Raw genomic sequence first — 20,765 nt, forward strand, 5'->3', positions numbered from 1 at the left:
TTTCGGTGGTCCGACCGTCCCCTCCCGTGAGCCAGAGGTCTTGCACGGCATCGCCGACGGAGTCATGGATCGGCCAATGCACCCCCCACTGGACGGTACCGTGCTGGTCACGGGCGCGTCGGCCGGAATCGGTGAGGCGCTGGCGCGCCAGCTGGCCTCGAGGGCGCGTCGGCTCGTCCTGGTCGCACGCCGCGAGGAGCGTCTGCAGGCGCTCGCGAGCGTGCTGCGACGCGAGCGCACCGGACGATCGGTCGCACTCAAGGTCGAGGTCCATGCATGCGATCTCGGCGATCCAGGGGCTCGCACCCGCATGCTCGACGCGGTGGAGCAGGGCGGCCCCATCGACGTGCTGGTCAACAACGCGGGCTTCGGTGACCAGAGCCTGTTCGAGCGCGGTCGCTGGGACAAGCTCGAGCGCATGCTCGGTCTGAACGTCGTGGCCCTCACCCACCTCGCGCACCGCGTGGTGCCGGGCATGGTCGAGCGCGGTCGCGGGGGCGTGCTCAACATCAGCAGCGGCTTCGGGCTCAGCGCCTTTCCGGGGGTCGCGGTGTACGTGGGGACCAAGCACTACGTCAGCGGTTTTTCCGAGGCCCTGCGCGCCGAGGTGGGTCACCGCGGGGTGGTGGTCACCCAGGTCTGCCCGGGCCCCGTCCTCACCGAGTTCCACGAGGTCTCCGAGAACACCACCGGCCTGCGACCGCCACGCTTTGCCGCGATCTCGGCCGAGCAATGCGCCACCGAGGCCCTCGAGGGCTTCGAGCGGGGGCGGGCCATGGTGGTGCCCGGCTTCGTGATCCGCAACCTCCTGCGGCTGCACGCCATCACGCCGCGCTGGCTGTGGCGTCGGGTCACCGTGCGCATGGCCAGGGCCATGCGCGCGGCGGAGGCGTCCCCCCACGAACCAGCAGGGGAGGCCTAGCCCTCGCCATGGGCAGCATCGTCGAGCTGACCGGACGCGAGCGGGCGCGGGCCCGTCGGCGACGCTGGGCCGAGGAGTGCGCGCGCGAGGCTCCCGTGCGTCCCAAGGCGCTCGTGCGTCGCATCGACCACGCGCTGGGCGAGGAGCTTCGGCGCTGGTCGAGCCTGCCGAGCCGGGCGGCGATCGAGCGCGACGAGGGCTATCGACTCCACCGGGCCCAGGTGCAGGCGCTCTTGCACGGGTTCCAGTGGGATCTGCGGCAGGCCACCGCCACCGCCACCGCCCGGCCCGGTCGGCTGCGCGCCGCCGCCTGGAACGTGGAGCGAGGCAAGCGCTGGCAAGCGCTGTGCGGGGTGCTGCAGGAGCATCCCGGTCTGCAGGATCTCGACGTCATGCTGCTGACCGAGGTCGATCACGGCATGGGGCGCTCGGGCAATCGCGACGTGGCGGCCATGCTCGGCCAGCACCTGGGCATGGGCCACGTGTTCGTCAACAGCCACCTCGTGCTGTCGCCCGGCGATCACGCCGAGCAGGATCACGGCGTGCCCAACACCCTGGCGCTCCATGGCTCGGCCTTGCTCACCCGCTTTCCCGTGCGACGGGTGCTGGGCGTGGGCCTGCCCGAGTACGGCGACAAGCTCCACGCGCTCGAGCGGCGCCTGGGCGCCAAGCGGGCGGTGCTGGTGGAGCTCGACGCGCCCGGTGGCGTGCTCACCGTGGCCGTGGTGCACCTCGATCCGTTCTCCTCGCCGGCGCACCGCGCCCGGCAGATGCGAAGGGTGATGGAATCGCTGCGCGAGCTCGATGGCCGGCACGTGCTGCTCGGCGGCGACTTCAACACCAACACCTACGACCTGGGGAGCCTGCCGCGCCTGTGCATGAGCCTGGGTCGCAAGATGCTGCGCTATGGCTTTGCCGGGACGATCGCCCACTACATGATCCCCGACCAGCAGCTCGAGCGGCCCGTGTTCGACGTGCTCGCGCAATCGGGCCTGACCACCGAGGGCTTCGTCGATCGCGACACCGACACCATTCGCTTCGACCTCAACGATCCCGAGTACCTCGACAAGGCGCAGCGGATGCTGCCCCGGCCGCTGTTCTCGTGGTTGCAGCGGCGCGTCGAGCCGTGGAACGGCGCCGTGCCCATGCGCATGGACTGGCTCGCGGGGCGCGGGGTGGTCCCACGCCGCGCGTGGACGGTGACGCGCCCGCGCTTTCGCGGCGAGCACGTGTCCGATCACGATCCGATCGGGGTCGAGCTCGCATGGGCCCCTCCTGCCTTCCACGACCCGCGGTAGGCAAAGCGATCAACCGGGCCCGCCGCCCGTGGGCGCGCGCCGCCGCTCGGCTCCGTGCCCTCGGTCAGGATGCCTCGAGCACGACCTTCGTGCACCCGTCCTGCTTGTGCAGGAACAGCTCGTAGCCGCGCGCGGCGTCCTCGAGGCTCAAGCGGTGCGTGACGATGAAGCTGGGGTCGATCTCGCCGCGCTCGATGCACGCGAGCAGCGGTCGCATGTAGTGCTGTACGTGGCACTGCCCGGTCCGCACCGTGAGGCTGCGGTTCATCAGCGAGCCGAAGGGCATCTTGTCCACGACGCCGCCATACACGCCGGCGATCACCACGGTGCCTCCGTTGGCGCAGGCCTGGATCGCCTGACGCAGCGCGGTCGGCCGATCGGTCTCGAGCCGCAGCGCCTGCTTGACGCGGTCGTGGGCGTGGAGCAGCCCGTGTCCGTGCGCCTCCATGCCCACCGCGTCGATGCACGCGTCGGGTCCGCGACCTCCGGTGAGCTCGGCGAGGCTCTCGAGCACGTCGTGCTCCTCGTAGTCGATCGTGTCGGTGGCGCCCGCATGCCTGCGGGCCATTCGCAGGCGCTCCCCGAAGCGATCGATCGCGATGACCCGCTCGGCTCTGAGCATGCGCGCGCTCGCCATGGCCATCTGGCCCACTGGTCCCGCCCCCCACACCGCGACGACGTGGCCGGGTCGGATCCCGCACATCTCCGCCGCCATGTAGCCCGTGGGCAGCACGTCCGAGAGGAACAGCACCTGCTCGTCGCGCAGGTCACCGGTGATCTTGATGGGACCGACGTCGGCGAACGGCACGCGCACGAGCTCGGCCTGTCCTCCCGCAAACCCTCCCACCAGGTGTGAGTAGCCGAAGATCCCGGCCGGTGAGTGGCCCCACAGCTTCTCGGCCAGCTCCGCGTTGGGGTTGGTGTTCTCGCACAGCGAGAACCGCTCGGCCTGACAAGCGCCACACATCCCGCAGGCGATCGGGAAGGGCACGACCACGCGGTCGCCGATCTCGAGGTTGCGCACGCTCGGTCCCACCTCCACCACCTCGCCCATGAATTCGTGGCCGAGGACGTCGCCTCGCTCCATCCCCGGCACCAGTCCGTTATAGAGGTGCAGGTCCGAGCCACAGATCGCGGTGGACGTCACCCGCACGATGGCGTCGCGCGCGTTGAGGATCTTGGGGTCGGGCACGTTCTCGACGCGAACGTCGTGCTTGCCGTACCAGCATGTCGCTTTCATTGGACGATCTCCTCGAAGATCACGAAGGACGAGATCTCGGATGGGATTGGTGGCTCGGGGGGCTCCAGCGCCCGTGGTGCGATGCCGTAGCGGACGAGGTCGCGCTTCGTGGGAGGTCGGGCCGGATGGGGTCGCGGGTGGATGCTGGCGTCGGAGTGGAGGATCTCGCCGGTCTCGAGCACCTGCTTGAGGCGTCGAAGATCGCCGCGCGCTTGCTGCCCTGGCTCACGTCCGAACAGCGTCGCCAGCATGGCGCCCACGCGACCGCCCGGTGCATCGTAGGTGATCTGCGCGTGGATCTCGGTGCCCCGACCGCCGGGGGCGGGCACGAAGTGAACGACGCCGCAGCTGCGGACGTCGGCCTCGGGCGTCGAGCGCCAGGCGATCATCTCGTTGGGCCGATCCTCGGTGATCTCGGCGTCCCACTCGAGCGTGGTGCCGGCCGGGCCGCGCACCGTCCAGTGCGAGCGACGCTCGTCGAGTTCCACGATCGACTCGACATGGACCATCACGGCGGAGAGGTTGTCGAGCTTGCGCCAGAACGCGTAGACCTCTTCGATCGGCCGTCCAATGGTGACGGCCGCCTTGACCGTGCGTGGCTGGGTGGGGAGCGCCCGCACGGTGGAGTGTGAGCGCTCCTCGCCACGAGCGGCCCGGCTGGCCGCCAGCACGTCGAGCACCGTCACCGCCGCCAGGGCCGTGAGCAGCGTTCGTGGACGTCGCGTGGGTCGCCGCGACGTGGCCGTGATGGCGAGGATCCCGAGGTCGAGCAGATCGCCGCCCACGCGCATCCACAGCCAGCGGCCGCGTCGCGCCGCCACCAGCACGCCCACGCCGGTGACGAGCTCTCGGAGCCCGTGGAGCCGCAGCGCTCGTCGAGTGGTCTGGTCGGCCCGCATGCCCACCAGGTGGGCCAGCTTGGAAGGGGCCACGACCTCGGCGAGCCCGAGGCCCACGCCCAGCCAGCCGAGCGTGTCGGAGCGGACCAGTCCGCGTTGCCGTCGACTCGCTCGAGCGTGTCGGCTCGCGAATCCTCGTTCGTTCCCGTCGTGGGGAGCACTCGTGCGATTCATGGGTGCGGGTCCCGTGCAGGAAGCACGCCATCACGGGCTCGTGGTGGGGGCAGGAACACGGCAAGCCGAGCCGAAGGTGTGGTGAGCCCGGGTGTCACGGCGTGCGTCGGCGCCCGTGGTGGATCCATCGACCGGGGCTCGCGACCGGGGGGCTCGCGACGCTTCGGCCTGGCGCCCGTCTGGCGCGATGGCACGCGCCTTGAACTCATCGGGGGTGACCAAGCCATGACGAGCAGCCGCCGTGCCATGGCCCCGAGGAGCAGCAGGTGCTCGAGTTCCTCGAGGAGCAGCAGGCCGAGGCCGACGCCGATGGCGGCTCGCCATGAGCGCGCGGGAGTCCGTCGCCAAGTGACAGGGGGTTCGGGCTGGCTATGACGTTCGCATGCAGCTCCCCCTCTTCTTCGCGACTCCGATCCTCGTGCTGACGCCACCTACGCTTGCCAACGCCACGAGTCCGCCCTCATCCCCGCCCGATTCCATGGCGGAGGTCTCACTCGGGGTCTCCGACGAACGACGAGACGACGAAGCCGTGAGGCCGCGTCTCCGCGTCAGCATCGACACCGACCTGCTCGGCTACACGTACTTCGCATCGGAGCCCGGGGCCGCGGACATCGGCTACCCGACCCACACGATCGGGTTCGGGATCGGTCGACTCTCGCTCTCCGACGCGGGGACCAGCCCCTTCACGCGCGATCGTTCCCTCGTCTCGATCGGCGTGGGTGCGGTGATCCTCGATGGCCACGCGATCGTTGGTGGCCGGGTGGCATTCGCCGTCGACGGATTCCTGGGCGACCCGTGGAGCGACGCCGCCGTGACCGGACGCTTCGTGCCCTACTTCGACTACATGTTCGGCCCATGGCGCCGCATTCGCCCCTACGCGGGGTTGCGCTTGGGCTTCGGCGGAAGCTCGGTGACCTCCCACACCGAGCTGGCGGGTCAGGAGGTCCGCCTCCGCGTCGACACCATCTACCCCATCGTGGGAGGTCAAGGAGGGGTCTACATGTTCTTCCTCGATCGCGTCTCGGTGGACGCCGGACTGGCGCTCCACTACGTTGCGCCGTTCGGGCGAGCGCTCCAGGTGGAGCCCACTCGAAGCGGCGATCGACCCGACCACGACCAGCTCGGGCATGTGGTCAACGTCGCGGCCACGCTCGGACTGTCGGCCTGGTTCTGAGGGCCGGCGGTCCATGGGGCCACGGTGGTGGGATCATCCGTTCGAGGGCGCGCGCACGGGGTGACCGGCCGGGCAGGGGAACTTGCCCACCACGAAGCGCTCGCCATCGGGTCGCTCCACCACGCGATCCTCGGCGACCTCCACGGTCAGCGGGCATCCGCACTGCAGCTCCAGCGATGCGACCACCCGCGAGCGATCGTCGCCACGCGGTCGGAGTTCGAAGACACGTCGCACGGCTTGGCTGGCCACGGGGTCCGAGCATGCCACGTGCCTTTCCACACCAGGGCAGACCGGGGTTCTCGGTCCTGCGTTCGATGGGGAGCTTCGCTCGACCGACCCCGACCGACCATGGAAGCGCTCGTATCAGCGTCTCGCGCTCCGCTCCATCGACCCGCCGGTCGCGTCCGAGCGCCGTCGTGGGCCACGTGGCGGCGCGGGTGCGGGCGGTTGCCCCCGGGGTGCGGGGCATCGCACACTGGGGGCCGCCGCCGCCTCATGGCCTCCTCCCTCCAGACTCCGGGCGACGCGCCCGGCCCGTCCGATGCCGACCTGATGCTGGCGTTTCGCGGGGGCGATGCCCGCGCCTTCGAGCAGCTGATCTCGCGGCACCAGCGGGGCATCTACAACTTCATCCTTCGCAGCGTGCGCGACCGCTCGCGCGCCGAGGAGCTGCTGCAGGAGGTGTTCTTGCGGGTCGTGCGGGCCAAGGACCGCTACGAGCGCACCGCCAAGTTCACCACCTGGATCTATGCCATTGCTCGCAACCTGTGCGTGGACGAGAGCCGCCGCGCTCGCTTCCGCGATCACAAGTCGCTCGATGCCAAGCGACCCGGGCGTGACGGCGAGGAGGGCGGCAACCTGCTGTCGAGGCTGCCCTCGCCCGACGTGCCCACCGACGAGGCCGCCGAGGCGCCGACCCTGCGCAAGCGGATGACCGCGGCCATCGACGCCTTGCCCGACGAGCAGCGCGAGGTGTTCCTGCTGCGTCAGGTCAGCGGCCTCTCGTTCCGCGAGATCGGCGAGACCCTGGGCGTGCCCGAGAACACGGTCAAGAGCCGCATGCGCTACGCGCTCGAGAAGCTGCGCGAGCACCTGCACGATCTCCACGGCGACGCGCCGGCGAGCACTGCACCGGCCCGGGCCCAGGCGAGCACTCCGGCGGCCGGGTCGCGGGGCAAGGAGGAGGCTCATGTCTAGCCAGCTCTCGGCCCTGTCGCCGGCCGAGCTCGACCGGCTCGAGGATGCGCTCGAGGATCTCGAGCTCGACTCGATGCTCGAGGAGCTCGAGCGCGACCCGGGTGATCCGGTGATCCAGCGGCTCACGGAGTATCGCGAGCTCCTGCAGCTTTCGCGCGAGGCGCTGCCGCTGCAGGAGGTGCCCGCGGGGCTGCTCGATGGCGTGATGGCGGAGGCCCGGCAGGCCGCGAGCGTGGCCGCGGTCGGTGGGGGCCCCGCGTCGACCGAGAAGGGCTCGTTCTGGTCGCGCTGGCGGCTGTCGGTGTGGGTGCCCACGCTCGCCTTTGCCGGGAGCGCCGCGCTCTTGCTGCTGGTGCTCGTGCCCAAGGGCGCCGACGAGCCCGCAGCGGCGAACTCCGCGGTCGCGCGGGCCGAGCCCGGCGCGACCGCCAAGGACGAGGCCCGAACGGCGGATGAGCTGGCCGATGGGCGGCTGGCGTTGTCCGAGCTCGATCGCCTCGAGGCCGAGGCACGGGGCGAGGGCACGAGGCGAGGGCAGGGGGTCGAGGTCGGCGAGCGTGCGCCCGATCCCGCGGCTGCGGCCGTGCCCTTGGAAGAGGAACAGCCGGCCGAGCCCGAGCCCGAGTCCGAGCCCGAGTCCGAGCTGGCCGCGGCCGACGACGAGGCCGCGAGCCCGAAGAGGGCCAAGCGCAAGGCGACGAGCGCCGCTTCGGGGGGCGCGATGCCCAAGCCCGCGACCAAGGCTCCGGCCACCGCCGGAGGCAAGGGCGGTGGGCTGCCGGGGAGCGTGCCCTACGGCAACGCCGGGAGCGGCGGGTCGCAGCAGGAAGCCAAGACCGACGCGAAGAAGGACGCGCCCGATCCGGCGAGCGAGCTGAAGCGTGCCGACGCCGATCGTCGCAGCGGCAACTGTGGCCTGGCCAAGATGCGCTACGACAAGCTGCGGCAGTCCGACGACGCGCAGATCCGAGGGCGGGCCCTGGCGGGGCTGGGCCTGTGCGCGGCCGCGGCCGGCAACTCGACCACGGCCATGAAGCTGTTCGAGCAGGCCAGGGCATCGTACCCCGGGGTCGGGAGCTTCATCGACGCCGAGCTGGCCGCGATCGAGGCGGCCCGCGCCAACGCCGACGAGGCCGAGGAGCAAGCGGTACAGTCGCGGGACTAGGGGCTCGGAGGGGCTCGGACCGGCTCAGGCGTCGAACGCCGCGTGCAGCTCGTCGAGCACGGTCTGTAGCGCATCGAGGAGCTCGGTCGCCTGCGCCTCGTCGACCTCGTCCTTGCGGCGGACGAGTTCGTCGGCGATTGCGTCGACGCCGGCGATGCGGTGGCGCAGGCCCTGCACGAGCTTGCCGATCGGCTTGGGTGGGGAAGGGCGGGCGGCGAGGCTGCCGATGACCTTGGTCAGGTCGATCACCGTCATCACCTCGATCGTCTTTGGCTTCTCGTGGCCGGGGATCACGACCGGCACGCGGCCGGTGATCCGGCGGCGGCGCTCGGGGGCCAGCGGGGCCAGCAGGTAGAGCTTGGCGGGGCCGAGGTGACGCAGACGGGCGAGCTCGCGGGGCTCGGCCTGCGCCCACTCCGACAGGCGCATGGCGTTGGTGATCGTGCGCGGGGAGAATGGCACCGCGGTCTGGATCCACGACAGCCACTGCCCGTGCCCGAGCGTGGATTGGATCTGGCGCATCCTCTGGCCCATCTGCACCATGGCCTCCACGACCTGACCGCCGGCCTCGCGCTGGAGTGCCAGGATCTCCTTGGTAAGCCGCTGCACGTCGCGGTTGCGCGTCCACTCGAGAAGCTCGTCGGTGCGTCGGGCCAGGGTGGTTGCCATCGTTGGGTCCGGAACGGGGTGGGGTGAAATCGGCAAACGTTTGCCGATTTGGCGCAAGAGGCGCAGGGCGTTTGGGGCTCTCGAGCCATGGCAAAGGCGGGTCCGCTCGGTACGCGCTCGGACCCGCCCTTCGTGGGTTCGCCCGCAGCTCTCGCGGGCGGTGGTGATCAGAGCCCGGCCGAGGCCGCGGGCTCGGCCGCGACCTCGGGCTCGGTGCGCTCGGCCGTGCGGCGACGCGAGCGGGCCTTGATCCGGCGCACGTAGGCGCTGCCGAACGCCGCCGCGCGGCGCGGGTCCTTGCGGAATGCGTAGCGGCCGGCCTCGCGTACGTTGGCGACCAGCGTGGCCAGGTGCGAGTAGGCGCGGTCGCGTAGGTCCTTGGCCGCCTCGTGATCACCGGGGGTCCGTGACTCGCTCAGGCCCGCGGAGAGCTCCTCGGCGGTGCTGCGAGCCGCCTCGGCCTGGGCCGAGGCATCGAAAGTGTCGTCGGCGTCGAAGCCCGCTTCGTGCTCGGCCACGAGCGCGGCGAGGTCCTGTAGATCCTGGATCAGATCGACGATCCCTTCGCCTTGCATGACCGCATCCACCACGGCCAGCGCCTTGGGATCGTCGCGCAGGTTCCAGCGGCACGCGGCCACGACGTCCGCGCGAAGCTCCATGGCCGCCTGCTCGCGCTCGCGCTGCGCCTGCTCCTTGCTGCGATCGCGAACGACCACCCACCGCGACTGCGCCTGGCGGGCCGCCGTCACCGCGATCGGCAGCGTATCGAGCAGCTTGGGATCCACGCCGACCTTCAGCAGGCGCTCCCAGGTGTCGGCGGTCTGCACGACGGTGTGGAGGTCGTTGGCCTCCTGCAGCGCCACTGCCATCGGTGCATTGGGCTCGGTGATGCTGGAGGAGGAGAGGGCATGAAGGATGGGAAGCAGGGTCTCGAGCTCGGACATTGGGGGCGGTCCTCGTTCGACCTACGGGGTCGGTTGGGTGTGGTTTGTTGGCGAGCCTACGCTCGTGTCTCTTGGTCGTTGGGTAGTGTTCGGCAATCGATGAGATCGGCGAGGAGAAAATCGCCGGTGAATGAGTTCCAATGTGAACCACTCGGGCCCATGACCAGGGGGCGGGCCGTCCATCCGGTCATGGGCGGGTGAAGGTGGTCATGGGAAGGGCGACCCCCGGTCATGGGAAGGGCGACCCCCGGTCATGGGCGAGTGGAGGTGGTCATGGGCGAGGCGACCCCCGGTCATGGGCGGGTGGCGGTGGTCATGGGAAGGGCGACCCCCGGTCATGGGCGGGTGGAGGTGGTCATGGGAAGGGCGACCCCGGTCATGGGCCGGTGGAACGGGCGTCGAAGGTGCGGTGCGGTGGGGAATGGGTTGGTGCCTGCACGTCGGGGCGGGGGGTCGTGACCCGAAAGATCCATGCGCGGTGGTCGTACCTCGGACCACGAGTGAGCGGGGAGGTTGATCGTCGGGACGGGTCGTGCAACCACACGGTGCGCGCTGGAAGGACACCGGGAATGTCGAGCCCCACGCACACGCACGGCTCGATGGCCACGGTCGGCGACGGACGGGAACGGCGGGACCGGTGCCACGGTCCGCACGACGTCTTCATGGGCGATCTACCTGTTGTCCAACGAACTGTGAGGCCGAGCATGAGATGGTCGTTGATGGTGGTGCTCCCTGGGCTGATCGCCGGCTGCAATCCACGAGAGCCGGGGGAGGGGATGAACACGGAGACCGAGTCGGTGACCTCCGGCTCGAGTTCGGGATCGACGGCGGACGCCGCTGGAACCGTCGATTCCTCCGAGGTCGGCGTGGAACCCGAGCCCGAGATCGACATCATGGAATTCTCGCGCTGTGGCGGCACCGAGCGCGATCCGCTGTGCATTGCCACCGACGAGACCTGCATCTGCGGCCCGGCGTGCCTCGAGTATGGGCCGGCAGGTTTCCCCGGACGTTGCCCGTTCGGAGACTTCGCCGCGCTTTGCCCCGGAGACTTCGATACACCCTACGTCTGCATCATCCCGTGCACGGTCGACACCGACTGTCCCGACCCGGAGATGGTGTGCCGCCCGTGCCCCGCTGCGTTCGAGCACGCGTGTCTCGACCTCGGCAACTTCTACGAGGGCGCCGGGCTCAACTCGGGGTTCAGCATGTGCACGTGGCAAGAGGAGTAGGCGTCGTTGGTTGGTGTTTCGAGGAACGCCCAGGAGCATCCGTGTCATCTGGACCGGAGGATCCGGTCCGTCGATCCACGACGAGGGTGGGGCCGAGGCGAAGGGCCACGACCACGCGCTCGCCCTCGGGTAGCACGTCGAGCGCCCGCAGCGGGCCCGGATGGAGGAGCCAGGACGCCCGTGACCGCGAGGAGAACGCCAGCAGCGACTCGTCCCGCCGCACCCGGCGCTTCTAGGCTTGTCTTCCTTGCCGTGATGCCGCAAGGCGTTGAGCACGAGGGCACGGTGGACACCCCCACTCCGGTGCGCTTGGCGGCGGCAGCAGCCGGCTGCGCGTCATCTGCGAAATTTCCGAATTGCCTGGGTGCCACCCCGCGGTGCTGGCCAACAATGGGCTCCATGGAGGCGACGGGCAGCCGCAGGAAGCCGACGCGCAGCGAGGTGGCGCTCGCGGCGTTGGCATTGACGCTCGCCGCGAGCGCCTGCGGCTCCGATGACGAGGTCGCGCTCGGGTCCTCGGTGCTGCCACCCGCGCCGAGCTCGACCTCGGCGAGTGACAGCGAGGATGTGCCACCGGACGTGGGTGAGCCGCTGCCCGAGGGGTGCGGGGATGGGATCGTCGATCCTGCGCAGCTCTGCTACGCCAAGCAGCGCGTGGTGTGGGCCGACCTCGACATCGGGGTGCTGTCGGCATCGAAGATCTTGACGACCGATCTCGACCAGGATGGTCGCGACGAGCTGCTCGCGCTCGCCAATCCGATCGATGAACCGTTTCCCGACATGATGTCGATCGTGTACGAGGACGGGCGCTTCGTGAAGCGCTGGCAGACCGAGCCGGGGGTCGGCAACTTCGGGGTGGCCAGCACCGATCGGGACCTCGATGGCGATGGCGACCCGGACGTCCTCTTTCAATACGGCCCGGGGATTGTCTCGTACCACGAGAACCTCGGCGGCACGCTCGCCCCGGTCACGCACCTCGCGAACACGTGGTACGGAGATGACGACTGGCTGGCCAGCGGGCTGCCCGTGCCGATCGATGGCGACGGAGACGGCGAGCTCGAGAAGATCGTGGCGACGATGTGGATGCCTGGGGAGGTCCGCGGAGGGTGGATCTTCGAGCGGGAGGGGGAGACCTGGCAAGGAATCGAGGGGCCGATCGAACTCTCCGGGTGCCAGAGCTTCGGGGAGTCGCTGTTTGGCGACTTCGACGGCGACGGCGTCGACGACTTCGTGGTTCGAGAATTCGGAGACGTCTGCGACCCGTACGTTGCGGACTACGACCCTCAGTGGTGGCGCTTCTACGTGTTCCTGACGCGGCCGAGCCTGCAGACGGTCGAATACGTGGGGTCGTTCCCGGCCGGAGGGACGCACGCCATCGGCATGTATCGGGTCGACTTCGACGAGGATGGGAACCTCGATCTGATCTTCCATGTCTACCTGGGACTATCGTTCATTCGCGGGAACGGTGATGGCACGTTCGACGAGCCCGTGGTGTACCAGGCCCCCGAGGAGACGGGCTATTTCCTCATCGACATTGCCGACTTCGACGGAGACGGCCGGCCGGACATACTGATGTGGACGGATCGTTCATGCGTCATTGCGCCACTCGAACCCGAGCCAGATCCGGCACGAATTCGTGTCGTCGCCGACTCGTGCGATTCGGGTACATACGGCATTGGTGACTTCAATGGAGATGGCCTGACGGACATACTACTGAAGGATACCGAGAGCGACGCGAAGCCTCGGGATGGGATCGCCTTGCTCTCCGCTCCGTAGGTCGTAGACCGCCACGTGAAGCGGGTATGCGCACGCGTCGTGATGGCGCGGAAGTGGCGGTGTACTCGGAGAGCGAGGCTGGAACGATGACACGCAGCACGAGCAACGGGGTTCGCGTTCGGCCCTTCCTGGCAATTGCGTTCGGAATGGTGCCCGCATGCAGTGGTGGCGATCTCGATGCACCGGGCAACCACTCGACCTCCGTGGCCGATGGTAACGGTTCCACGGGCAGCCTCGGGGATTCCAGTCCGCTGGACGATACCGCAGGGGTCGATGAGACCGGCGGGTTTCCACAGGTCGAGGCACCGTGCCAGATGGCTGGAATGTACGGTGTCTACGACGCCCATTTCGAGGGGGCGAAGTATGACGTCGACGTGGACGAGGATTGCGGACCAGAGGGCGTGTTGTGGCAAGTAGGGGCAGGTCCCAAGCTCGTGGGAGGGAGCGATGTCGACGACTTCGAGATCGTCGTCCATCACCCCGCGCCGCTGGTCGGCGCCCCGACCGATGAGTGCAACCCGCAGAACACCCACGACAACCCGCCCGACACGTGGCCCCCGAGCGACGTCGGGTTCCCCAGTGCGTTCCTGGGGCCCGGGAATGGCTTGAATTCCGTGTTTCCGGAGGCCATGCCGCCGCTGTCTCCCGGTCAGCATTTCTATGACGTTCTGGCCGAGGACCTGGCTCGCCGGGGCATGGTGGTGTTCAGCGTTCAGCCTCCTCCGAACTCGAACTGGAGCTCCGAGAAGCGCGAGAAGGCATTGGCGTGTGCAATGCATTGGGCAAGGGATCCCAGTGCGACCAGTCCCTGGTCGGGCGTGGTCGACGATCCGCCTCGGCTCGCTCACAGCACGTTCGTGGTCGGCCACAGTCGCAGCGGCTCGGGGGCATACCTGCTACCCGCGTCGTTCGAATCCTACGCGACGTCGCTGTCGACGACGATCGGTGAGTACGAGCTGTGCAGCCACGCTGCGATCGCGCAGCGCTATGGCGACGGCACCATGGTTGGCGTCGGAGACCCCACCGACGTCGGGCCCATCACCGACGTGAGCTCCCCGCCGTTCCTCGGGCTGCTCGGATCGATCGACGACGACACGCTCGGCGATCAGGTTGCCGCGTACGACAACCGCCTCTCCGACGATGCGTTCACCGAGCCCCGGGATCCCGCGGCCGCAGCGGAGAACGACGCGGTGCTGGCCAATGTGTTCGGCGTCACCCACACCGACTGGGGTGGCGTGACCAGGACAGCCGGCTCGCACTATGGACGGGCGATCGGGGACGTCCTCGGCCCGTTCTTCGTGGGGCGGTTCGCGGCATGGACGCTCTTCGGGGACGCCACCGCGCGGGAGGAGATCCTCCGATCCGCCGATCTACCTCCCGAGGGCGGCAACCCTGCGGATGGCTTCCACTGCGCGCTGACGGGCGTCGACTGGCAGGGCCACCTCGTCGACTTCCACGACCTCGTGCAGCAGCGGCCTCTGACGTTCATCGACTATACGCAAGGCCACGCGCCGCCCGGCGCGGACCGGTTCATGATCGACAACCTCCACCGCCCGATCTTCGGGTGCGGCCCCAACCTGGGAGCCTCGACCCTGGGCGGAGCGGTGACCGTGTCCGGCTCGGGGGGCAACGCGTGCACCAACTCCGGCGCGGGGCTCTACGATGACCTCTCGGACAGCAGCTACTTCTCGCACGACACCGCGGCGCTGCGCGTCGACTATGGCGGCAATCCCACGGACGAGCTGGTGGTCGAGTGGTCGCTCGAGGACGACGGCGCACCGCTTGCGGGCATTGGCGGCTTCACGCACCTGAGCCTGCGAGCGGGCCGAATCTACGAGAACCTCGACCCGGAGGAGTGCAAGTCCGAGCATGCGGCGCTCTCGTTCGAGATCGATCTCGTGGACCAGAGCGGCGTGGCGCAGGCGAGCACCGTGATCACCGAGCCAATCCTCGAGCCGCACGACGAGCTGACGATCTACCAGGGCGACATGAACTGTCGTGCGCACCACTTCATGCAGACGATCCGCATTCCGTTGACCCGCTTCGCGCCGATCGCCATCGAGGATCTCGGTGCCATCCGGCTGCGGTTCTCGTCGGATCAGGCGCAGCACGTACTCGTCGACACGATCGAATTCACCCGGGATCCCTCGAGCATGGGCCTCGTTGCGCCCGGCTACCAAGACACGGCGTGGAACTGCCCCGCGACGGCCGGGCTCGCGCCCGTCGAGAAGTCGTGCCTGGTCGAACCCGACAAAGGGAGCTGCGGCTCGACCTCCATCGCTCCCGTCGCGGTGCCCACCGTCCACGGCCCTCCCGGTGACTCCTTCGAGGGCTGGGTCGTCCACGCACCGAAGGGCTGGGTGCTCGACCCGGACCACCCAACCACCCAGGAACTCGACCTCATCACGCAAGCCTGTATCGAGGCATGTGAGCTCGAGTGGTCGGATGATCGCGACGTGCATGCGAACTGCGATGCTCCTGGCGTCTTCTCGACCCCGACCCTGCGCCCGATCTCGGCCATCGGACCCACCCAGCACATCCCCGACTCGCGGGCAGACGGCCACGGCATCTTCCCCGGCCAGGCGCTCGCGTGCGATCTCGAGGGCGACTGCTGCGAGGTCTTCGACGAGGCGGTGTGCGCGGCAAGGGCCAAGCGCACCACCGAAGCGCGCCAACCCCTGCACCGTGGAGAGGAGCACCTGCTCGCGCTCGGCGGAGACGAAGACGGGAGCCGGGTCGAGTTCATCACGCCCAACGCGATCACCTCGATGGGCCTGAGCGGCCAGCTCGGCTACTCCGTGTGCCCCGACGGGGAGACCGGCACCACCTGCCCTTTCTACCTGGGCTCGCTGTTCCTCACGAGCACGAACCAGGCAACGATCGCCGACACGTGCCCGGACGGTACGCCGCTGTTGCTGGACGTCGGCGACCTCGACGTCCATCTGCTACAGCCCGCGATGGGCATCGCCGACGCGAATTCCTACACCAAGGCATTCCCGGCGGGGGCGCTGCTGCTGCAGGCCGATGTCATGGTCGATGATGTCCCGTACACCGTCCGCGGGGTCAACGAGGAGGTCGTCACGCTCATGGCGGGCGACGCCGGCCTGTTCGCGGCCAAGCTCGACGCCAGCGTCCCGATCCCCTGCGGCGACGACGTGCTTCCGCTGACGATCCGCTTCGAGCTCGCCACGCACGCGGTGCTCGGCGAGCCGCCCATCGCCGCGATCACCACACCTGACGCGGTCCCGTGCCCGACGGTGCTCCCGTTGATCTCGAGCGTGGCGGACCCGGATGGCGACCTCGATCACCTGCGCTGGTACGTCGACGACGTGCTCGTGCACCCGGACGTCACCGCGCTGCCGATGACCCGGGACCACGAGCTGCGGCTCGTTGCCCATGACGCACGAGGAGCGGCCACCACGGTGACCAAGTCCGTCGCGTGCAAGTGAGAGGCGAGCGAGGCAGGTTTCGGAGACACGAGCGCTGGACTTCGTTGGAGCTGTCTCGGGTGCCGATGGTGGATGTGCCCGTGCTCGGGGCGTGAATCGGCGGACGTTCGACGCGGAGGAGGACTTCGAACACGGGAGTGGTCACTGCTTGCCACCCTTGCCATCGTCGGGCTCGAACACGTCCGGGAACGGGTTGGGGCCCATGTACAGGACGTTCGCACCAGTGAGCACCACATCCTCGGAGAGCGTGCCCTCGAGGACCCAGCTTTCGCTCGTCACGGGCACCCAACCACTGTGCTCGTTGTCGGCGGTGAAGATGACGACATAGTCGCCGCGGCCCACATATCGCTCATTGCCGAGAAACAGGAGGGTCTCGACGTTGCTCGGGTTGAACATCTGGCTCGGCGGGTTGACATAGATGCCCCCCTTGCTCCCTGCTCGGGTCTCTCCCCGCCTCGCGTCGGTGATCCTGCGAGCCCCGAAGATCGCGAGCAGTCCCGCGAGATCGGTGTAATGGATGTAGATGAGCTTGCCCCTCCACGTTCCCTTGCCCAGCTGCTTTCGGTGGGTGTCCGTGAAGTCAGGCCACTTTGGCGGTCCTTTGCCGCCCCCGCCTCCGCCTCCCGGCGGTGGAGGAGGGGCTCCACCGGTGGCGACCGCGGGCTGTATCGTGGAGCGACTGGTGAGCCGCGCCTCGACTCGGGTGGCCCGAATGTCTGGCATCAACCCGGGCTGCGGCGCCTTCCCGGCCCAAAACTCCGGCACCTTGGTCTGTCCCGCCGTCCCTCGCCCCGCGCGTGGCATCAGCTCGGGCCGCGGCGCCTTCCCGACCCAAAACCCGGCCGCCTGAGCCTTCTTGCGCGTGTCGTCCATGGTGGCTGGCCGCTACGCAGTCGTCGACCGTCTGGTGCCCATGCTAAGACGCCGCGGGACAGTCAACCAAGTTTTCCGGTTCGTCAGAAGAATTCGTGAGCGACCGGGGGCTCGGGTTGCTACCGTCGAGCATCACCATGAAGGTCGCCCTCTTCCGCCCCTGTGTGCTCGTTTGGATCATGTCGATCGGCAGTGCCGGGTGTTCCGTTCACTCGGAGCCCGAGCGTCAGCGGTACCGGGCGGTCGGGGACGATGCGGGCGGCGACGCCGAGGTCAATGGTCCACCGCTGGGATGGGGCCAGCACATCCCGTGCCCGAGCGGCGACCCTCTGTCGGCGCCGATGTTGATCCCGATGTTACCCATGCCCTCGCTGGCCGACAGCGTCTTGGACAGCGAGATCAACGCCGACCCGTTCGTCGCCGGATGCATCCAGGAGTTCAACGATGGTGCATGCGCGGTCCATCGGGCGTCCTTGGCGGACTCGTGCCTCAACGGCACCACGCTGTGGGAGATGGACGGTGGCAACGGAGTATGCTCGCGGTACCTATACGCCGAGTCGTTCGACTGCGACGCGCTGTGCATCGCCAAGGGAGCGTCGAGTGGCGAGTGCCGACAGAATCAGCCGGTCGTATGCCACCCGAATGGAGCGACGATCGACTCGGCCTACTGCCACTGCGTCGACCTCCTCGCTGGCACCGGAACGTCGGGCGGCACGGGCGATGGCGGCACCGCGGGGGGTGACGAGTCGACGACGGGCGGAGCCACGGGAGGTGGGGAGACGACGACGGGCGCGATCCCCTGCGAGTACGATCCCGACGATTTCGGCACGGGGACGTGGGGCGGCGACCTGGGGACCGGAGCTGGTCCGTCCACCTCGGGGACATGGGGTGCGGCTACCGGGACGGGGGACGGCGCAACGGACGGCGGTCAGTGGACGTCGGGGACGTGGGGCGACGCGGGCTGAATCGGCGATCTCCGCCTGCTCGGGCGGCGTGATCGAGTGGGAGCTGATCTACGTCTGGGACGCCCCGAGCGATCATTGGGCCCGCACCGCGGTGGACATCGGGACCGAGGGTTGGATGACATCGAGGCCAGGGTGAACGGCTGGTGGTTGCTCGGCCCGACGCGATGGAGGGATGATCGACTCCGTGAGCCGGACCCCCCGCGTCTCTCGGACTTCGTTGGCCGTGCTGTCCTGGGCGCTCGTCGTGACCGCCTGCACCGAGCCCAACCCCTACCTCGACCCCACCCAGAGCACGGGCACCACCGCGGCCTCGAGCAGCTCCACCGGCCCCAATCCCGATCCGAGCTCCGGCCCGACCACGAGCACGTCCACCGGCACGCAGGACGACTCGAGCAGCGGGCCGCCGCCGCCCGCCTGCGCCGACATGGGCATGGAGTGCGTCCCCGCGGCACCCGAGGGCTTCTCGGGCCCGTTCGCCTGGCTCGAGCACGAACTCGACGACGGCGCTCGCCCGTCGTGCCCGGCCCCGTTCGACGAGCCGTTGGTGGAGGCGTTCTCCACCGTCCTGGCCCCGGCGGCGGGCTGCGGCTGCGACTGCGGTGCCTACTCGGGGGGCACGTGTCCCACGATGGCCTCGGTCGAGTACACCGCCGGGGCGGCATGCGGCGCGGTCACGGCCACGCAGAACTTGGGTCAGACCTGCGTCACTCTGCCTGGAGGCGGATGGTCGAGCTTGGGGAGCTACTACGCCGATGTGCCGCCGGTCCAGGGCGGTGGTTGCCTCGCGCTCCCCGAGGTCGTGCTCGATCCGGCGGTCTTCCTCACTCGCCACCTCGCCTGCGGAGGATCGTTTCCCGCCATGGGCTGCGCGGAGGGGGAGCTGTGTGCCCCACCGCCCACGGATCCACTCGCACCTCGCTGGTGTGTGTGGCAGGCCGGCGACGTGGCGTGTCCAGAGGGGCCGTATGGCGAGCGCACGCTGCTCCATCAGGGCATCGACGACACGCGAGGCTGCGAGCCGTGCACCTGCGCCAAGCCCACCACTCCGTGCCAGAACACCTCGGTCGTCGTGTCCACGAGCACCAACTGCAGCATCCTGACGGGAGCGCTGCTGCCGAACGTGTGCACCAACGGCTTCGGCGGCGCTGCGCTGCGCTCGCTGATCCACAACCCCGGCACTCCGGCCGGGAGCTGCACTCCGGCCGAGGTCGTGCCCACGGGGGACGCGGCGGGCAGCGATCCGGTCACGTTCTGCTGCACGAGCGGAAGCGACGGCGGCTGAGCGACCCTGGGCCGCTCTCGGTTGCCGTCGCTCGCGCCGGGTCACTCGCCTTCGGGCAGCTCGATCGTCGGATCGATCGCCCGCGCCGCCGCGCGGTGCTCCTTCGCCTTGCCCTCGTCTCCATTCGCGGCATACACGGCCGCCGCGGTCGCGTGCAGATCGGCGCTGCGCATCGGGGTCGCGAGCGCCTGCTCGACCATCGCCTTGGCCTCGCTCGCCTTCCCGGCCGCGAGCTGAGCCTCCGCCAGCAGCCGCTTGGCGTCGGCGTTGGGTCGCAGCGCATGGTTTTTCTGCGCCATGTCGAGCGCCTTGGCCGGATCGTCGCCGAACTCGAGGAAGTGCTCGAGCGCGTGCCCGTAGGCGGCCTCGGGGAAGCGCTGCAGCTGCGCTTCGAACTTGGCGTTGGCCTTGGCGATCCACTCCTTGGCCTGGGCCTCCTCGCCCGCGGCCAGGTGGATCCCGGCCATCGCGTCCATGAACTCGGGGTTGCCGGTGCGCTCGATGATGTCGAGGTAGAGCGCCTTGGCTTGCTCGGTCTTGGCGGGGTCGGTCGCGCCCTGCAGGGTGAGGATCTCGGCGATGTGCTCGTCGATGAGCCAGAACCCGCGGATCAGCGCCTCTCCCTCGCGGTAGTGGGCGAGCGCCTCGTCGTGGCGGCCGCGATCGAGATCCATCAGGCCGAGCTGCAGGTGCAGCCACGCCTTGGGCTCGGCCTCGTCGCCGCGGTAGCTCTCGATCGCCCTTTGGTAGAGCGGCTCGGCCTGGTCGAACTCGCCGGCCTTCCAGTGGTAGAGGGCCAGGCCCGCGAGGGCCGGCAGCGCGGTGGGCTCCGCCTCCACCAGCTGCTGCAGACCCTGCTTGGCCTGCTCGTACTGCCCGCGCTGGAACGCGAGGTTGGCCGCGAACAGCCCGCGGCGAAACAGCTCGTCGCCATCGCTGGTGGGCAGCCGAGTGGCGCGGGTGAAGTCTTCGTCGACGCGGTCGAGCCGGTGCAGGGTGTAGTTCAGCCGCGCTCGGGTCATGAACGGACCGAAGTCCTTGGGACCGACCGTAAAGCCCTTCTCGATCACCTCCTCGGCGTCGGCGTAGTCGTCGTAGTCGCCGGTCAGCCGCGCTCGGGCGAGCATGAGCTCGGCCAGTCGACCAAAGGCCAGCGAGGACCGGCCGTTGCGCTCGGCCACCTTGCGGTGGCCCTCGATGCGACGATCGAGCGCAGCGAGCTGGGATTCCCAGGTGGGCTCGACCACGACGGGCTTGGGCTTGGGCTGGGGCTGGGCCTTGGTCTCGGCCTTGGCATCCGCGGCCTTGGTGTCGGCCGCCTTGGCATCGACCTCGGCCGACGGCGAGGGGACGGCCACCGGAGCCGGTGGCTCGCTGCATGCCGCGAGCGTGACCAGGAGCAGGATCGAAACGGGACGCACGGTGCTCTCGAGAGTGGGCATTTTGACGAGGCCTGGATGTGACGACGCCCCGGGGGAGTGGACCCCCGGGGCGAGATGCCTGCATGCG

17 protein-coding genes are annotated in these 20,765 nt (G+C 69.3%); 10 read left to right on the forward strand and 7 right to left on the reverse strand.

From position 1 onward, the window contains the following. Nucleotides 1–76: 76 nt before the first annotated feature. Together OEB96_RS20990 and OEB96_RS20995 are read left to right on the forward strand one after the other, a co-directional pair. Nucleotides 77–922 carry an SDR family NAD(P)-dependent oxidoreductase gene (locus OEB96_RS20990; protein WP_266218177.1) on the forward strand — a complete coding sequence of 282 codons (846 nt, stop codon included), beginning with the start codon at nucleotides 77–79 and terminating at the stop codon, nucleotides 920–922. Nucleotides 923–930: 8 nt separating this feature from the next. After that, on the forward strand, nucleotides 931–2,220 hold the full coding sequence (locus OEB96_RS20995; RefSeq protein WP_266218179.1) for an endonuclease/exonuclease/phosphatase family protein: 1,290 nt from the start codon (nucleotides 931–933) through the stop codon (nucleotides 2,218–2,220). Between the two features lie 64 nt (nucleotides 2,221–2,284). On the opposite strand, the gene OEB96_RS21000 is transcribed toward OEB96_RS20995, so the two are convergent. Next, on the reverse strand, nucleotides 2,285–3,460 hold the full coding sequence (locus OEB96_RS21000) for a zinc-dependent alcohol dehydrogenase (protein ID WP_266218181.1): 1,176 nt from the start codon (nucleotides 3,458–3,460) through the stop codon (nucleotides 2,285–2,287). Next, a complete protein-coding gene (locus OEB96_RS21005; protein WP_266218182.1) occupies nucleotides 3,457–4,392 on the reverse strand; it encodes an SRPBCC family protein in 936 nt (311 codons plus the stop codon). Before OEB96_RS21005 ends, OEB96_RS21000 begins: the two co-directional genes overlap by 4 nt. A 523-nt stretch (nucleotides 4,393–4,915) precedes the next feature. Between OEB96_RS21005 and OEB96_RS21010 the strand changes: the two genes are divergently transcribed. Then, on the forward strand, nucleotides 4,916–5,707 hold the full coding sequence (locus OEB96_RS21010) for a hypothetical protein (RefSeq protein WP_266218183.1): 792 nt from the start codon (nucleotides 4,916–4,918) through the stop codon (nucleotides 5,705–5,707). A 33-nt stretch (nucleotides 5,708–5,740) separates the two neighbouring features. Here OEB96_RS21010 and OEB96_RS21015 read toward each other — a convergent pair whose 3' ends face one another. Next, the gene (locus OEB96_RS21015; protein ID WP_266218184.1) at nucleotides 5,741–5,956 is read right to left on the reverse strand and encodes a hypothetical protein; all 216 of its coding nucleotides are present in this window, start codon (nucleotides 5,954–5,956) and stop codon (nucleotides 5,741–5,743) included. A 246-nt stretch (nucleotides 5,957–6,202) separates the two neighbouring features. Here OEB96_RS21015 and OEB96_RS21020 point away from each other — a divergent pair, with 246 nt between their 5' ends. Further along, entirely contained in the window at nucleotides 6,203–6,904 is a 702-nt protein-coding gene (locus OEB96_RS21020) for an RNA polymerase sigma factor (RefSeq protein WP_266218186.1), read from the forward strand. Beyond that, nucleotides 6,897–8,069 carry a hypothetical protein gene (locus OEB96_RS21025; protein WP_266218188.1) on the forward strand — a complete coding sequence of 391 codons (1,173 nt, stop codon included), beginning with the start codon at nucleotides 6,897–6,899 and terminating at the stop codon, nucleotides 8,067–8,069. Before OEB96_RS21020 ends, OEB96_RS21025 begins: the two co-directional genes overlap by 8 nt. Nucleotides 8,070–8,093: 24 nt before the next feature. On the opposite strand, the gene OEB96_RS21030 is transcribed toward OEB96_RS21025, so the two are convergent. Together OEB96_RS21030 and OEB96_RS21035 are read right to left on the reverse strand one after the other, a co-directional pair. Beyond that, nucleotides 8,094–8,738: a DUF3102 domain-containing protein gene (locus OEB96_RS21030; RefSeq protein WP_266218189.1), complete on the reverse strand. Its 645-nt coding sequence runs from the start codon at nucleotides 8,736–8,738 to the stop codon at nucleotides 8,094–8,096. A 167-nt stretch (nucleotides 8,739–8,905) separates the two neighbouring features. Further along, complete coding sequence (locus OEB96_RS21035; protein WP_266218191.1) at nucleotides 8,906–9,682, reverse strand: hypothetical protein; 777 nt, start codon at nucleotides 9,680–9,682, stop codon at nucleotides 8,906–8,908. A 704-nt stretch (nucleotides 9,683–10,386) separates the two neighbouring features. Between OEB96_RS21035 and OEB96_RS21040 the strand changes: the two genes are divergently transcribed. From OEB96_RS21040 to OEB96_RS21050, 3 genes are all read left to right on the forward strand, one after another. Next, entirely contained in the window at nucleotides 10,387–10,911 is a 525-nt protein-coding gene (locus OEB96_RS21040; RefSeq protein ID WP_266218192.1) for a hypothetical protein, read from the forward strand. Between the two features lie 399 nt (nucleotides 10,912–11,310). Next, a complete protein-coding gene (locus OEB96_RS21045) occupies nucleotides 11,311–12,687 on the forward strand; it encodes an FG-GAP repeat domain-containing protein (RefSeq protein WP_266218194.1) in 1,377 nt (458 codons plus the stop codon). 86 nt (nucleotides 12,688–12,773) lie between these two features. Beyond that, nucleotides 12,774–16,136, forward strand: coding sequence for a hypothetical protein (locus tag OEB96_RS21050; RefSeq protein ID WP_266218196.1), 3,363 nt, complete (start codon nucleotides 12,774–12,776; stop codon nucleotides 16,134–16,136). 141 nt (nucleotides 16,137–16,277) lie between these two features. Here OEB96_RS21050 and OEB96_RS21055 read toward each other — a convergent pair whose 3' ends face one another. Continuing rightward, nucleotides 16,278–17,009 carry a hypothetical protein gene (locus tag OEB96_RS21055; protein WP_266218198.1) on the reverse strand — a complete coding sequence of 244 codons (732 nt, stop codon included), beginning with the start codon at nucleotides 17,007–17,009 and terminating at the stop codon, nucleotides 16,278–16,280. Between the two features lie 137 nt (nucleotides 17,010–17,146). Between OEB96_RS21055 and OEB96_RS21060 the strand changes: the two genes are divergently transcribed. Then, nucleotides 17,147–17,974, forward strand: coding sequence for a hypothetical protein (locus OEB96_RS21060; protein WP_266218199.1), 828 nt, complete (start codon nucleotides 17,147–17,149; stop codon nucleotides 17,972–17,974). 184 nt (nucleotides 17,975–18,158) lie between these two features. Next, nucleotides 18,159–19,256 carry a hypothetical protein gene (locus OEB96_RS21065; protein WP_266218201.1) on the forward strand — a complete coding sequence of 366 codons (1,098 nt, stop codon included), beginning with the start codon at nucleotides 18,159–18,161 and terminating at the stop codon, nucleotides 19,254–19,256. A gap of 41 nt (nucleotides 19,257–19,297) precedes the next feature. Here the strand turns inward: OEB96_RS21065 and OEB96_RS21070 are convergent, their stop codons facing one another. Continuing rightward, on the reverse strand, nucleotides 19,298–20,677 hold the full coding sequence (locus OEB96_RS21070) for a tetratricopeptide repeat protein (RefSeq protein WP_266218202.1): 1,380 nt from the start codon (nucleotides 20,675–20,677) through the stop codon (nucleotides 19,298–19,300). Between the last annotated feature and the right edge of the window lie 88 nt (nucleotides 20,678–20,765).

Origin of the sequence: Paraliomyxa miuraensis, assembly GCF_026337845.1 — a bacterium.
GTDB lineage: Bacteria > Myxococcota_A > Polyangia > Nannocystales > Nannocystaceae > Paraliomyxa > Paraliomyxa miuraensis.

Excerpts from the sequence above, each read along its gene's own strand:
- OEB96_RS21050 (WP_266218196.1), top strand. The coding sequence starts at position 12,774 with ATGACACGCAGCACGAGCAACGGGGTTCGCGTTCGGCCCTTCCTGGCA.
- OEB96_RS21000 (WP_266218181.1), bottom strand. The coding sequence starts at position 3,460 with ATGAAAGCGACATGCTGGTACGGCAAGCACGACGTTCGCGTCGAGAAC.
- OEB96_RS21030 (WP_266218189.1), bottom strand. The coding sequence starts at position 8,738 with ATGGCAACCACCCTGGCCCGACGCACCGACGAGCTTCTCGAGTGGACG.
- OEB96_RS21010 (WP_266218183.1), top strand. The coding sequence starts at position 4,916 with ATGCAGCTCCCCCTCTTCTTCGCGACTCCGATCCTCGTGCTGACGCCA.
- OEB96_RS21055 (WP_266218198.1), bottom strand. The coding sequence starts at position 17,009 with ATGGACGACACGCGCAAGAAGGCTCAGGCGGCCGGGTTTTGGGTCGGG.
- OEB96_RS20990 (WP_266218177.1), top strand. The coding sequence starts at position 77 with ATGCACCCCCCACTGGACGGTACCGTGCTGGTCACGGGCGCGTCGGCC.
- OEB96_RS21025 (WP_266218188.1), top strand. The coding sequence starts at position 6,897 with ATGTCTAGCCAGCTCTCGGCCCTGTCGCCGGCCGAGCTCGACCGGCTC.
- OEB96_RS21020 (WP_266218186.1), top strand. The coding sequence starts at position 6,203 with ATGGCCTCCTCCCTCCAGACTCCGGGCGACGCGCCCGGCCCGTCCGAT.
- OEB96_RS21060 (WP_266218199.1), top strand. The coding sequence starts at position 17,147 with ATGAAGGTCGCCCTCTTCCGCCCCTGTGTGCTCGTTTGGATCATGTCG.
- OEB96_RS21045 (WP_266218194.1), top strand. The coding sequence starts at position 11,311 with ATGGAGGCGACGGGCAGCCGCAGGAAGCCGACGCGCAGCGAGGTGGCG.
- OEB96_RS20995 (WP_266218179.1), top strand. The coding sequence starts at position 931 with ATGGGCAGCATCGTCGAGCTGACCGGACGCGAGCGGGCGCGGGCCCGT.
- OEB96_RS21035 (WP_266218191.1), bottom strand. The coding sequence starts at position 9,682 with ATGTCCGAGCTCGAGACCCTGCTTCCCATCCTTCATGCCCTCTCCTCC.
- OEB96_RS21040 (WP_266218192.1), top strand. The coding sequence starts at position 10,387 with ATGAGATGGTCGTTGATGGTGGTGCTCCCTGGGCTGATCGCCGGCTGC.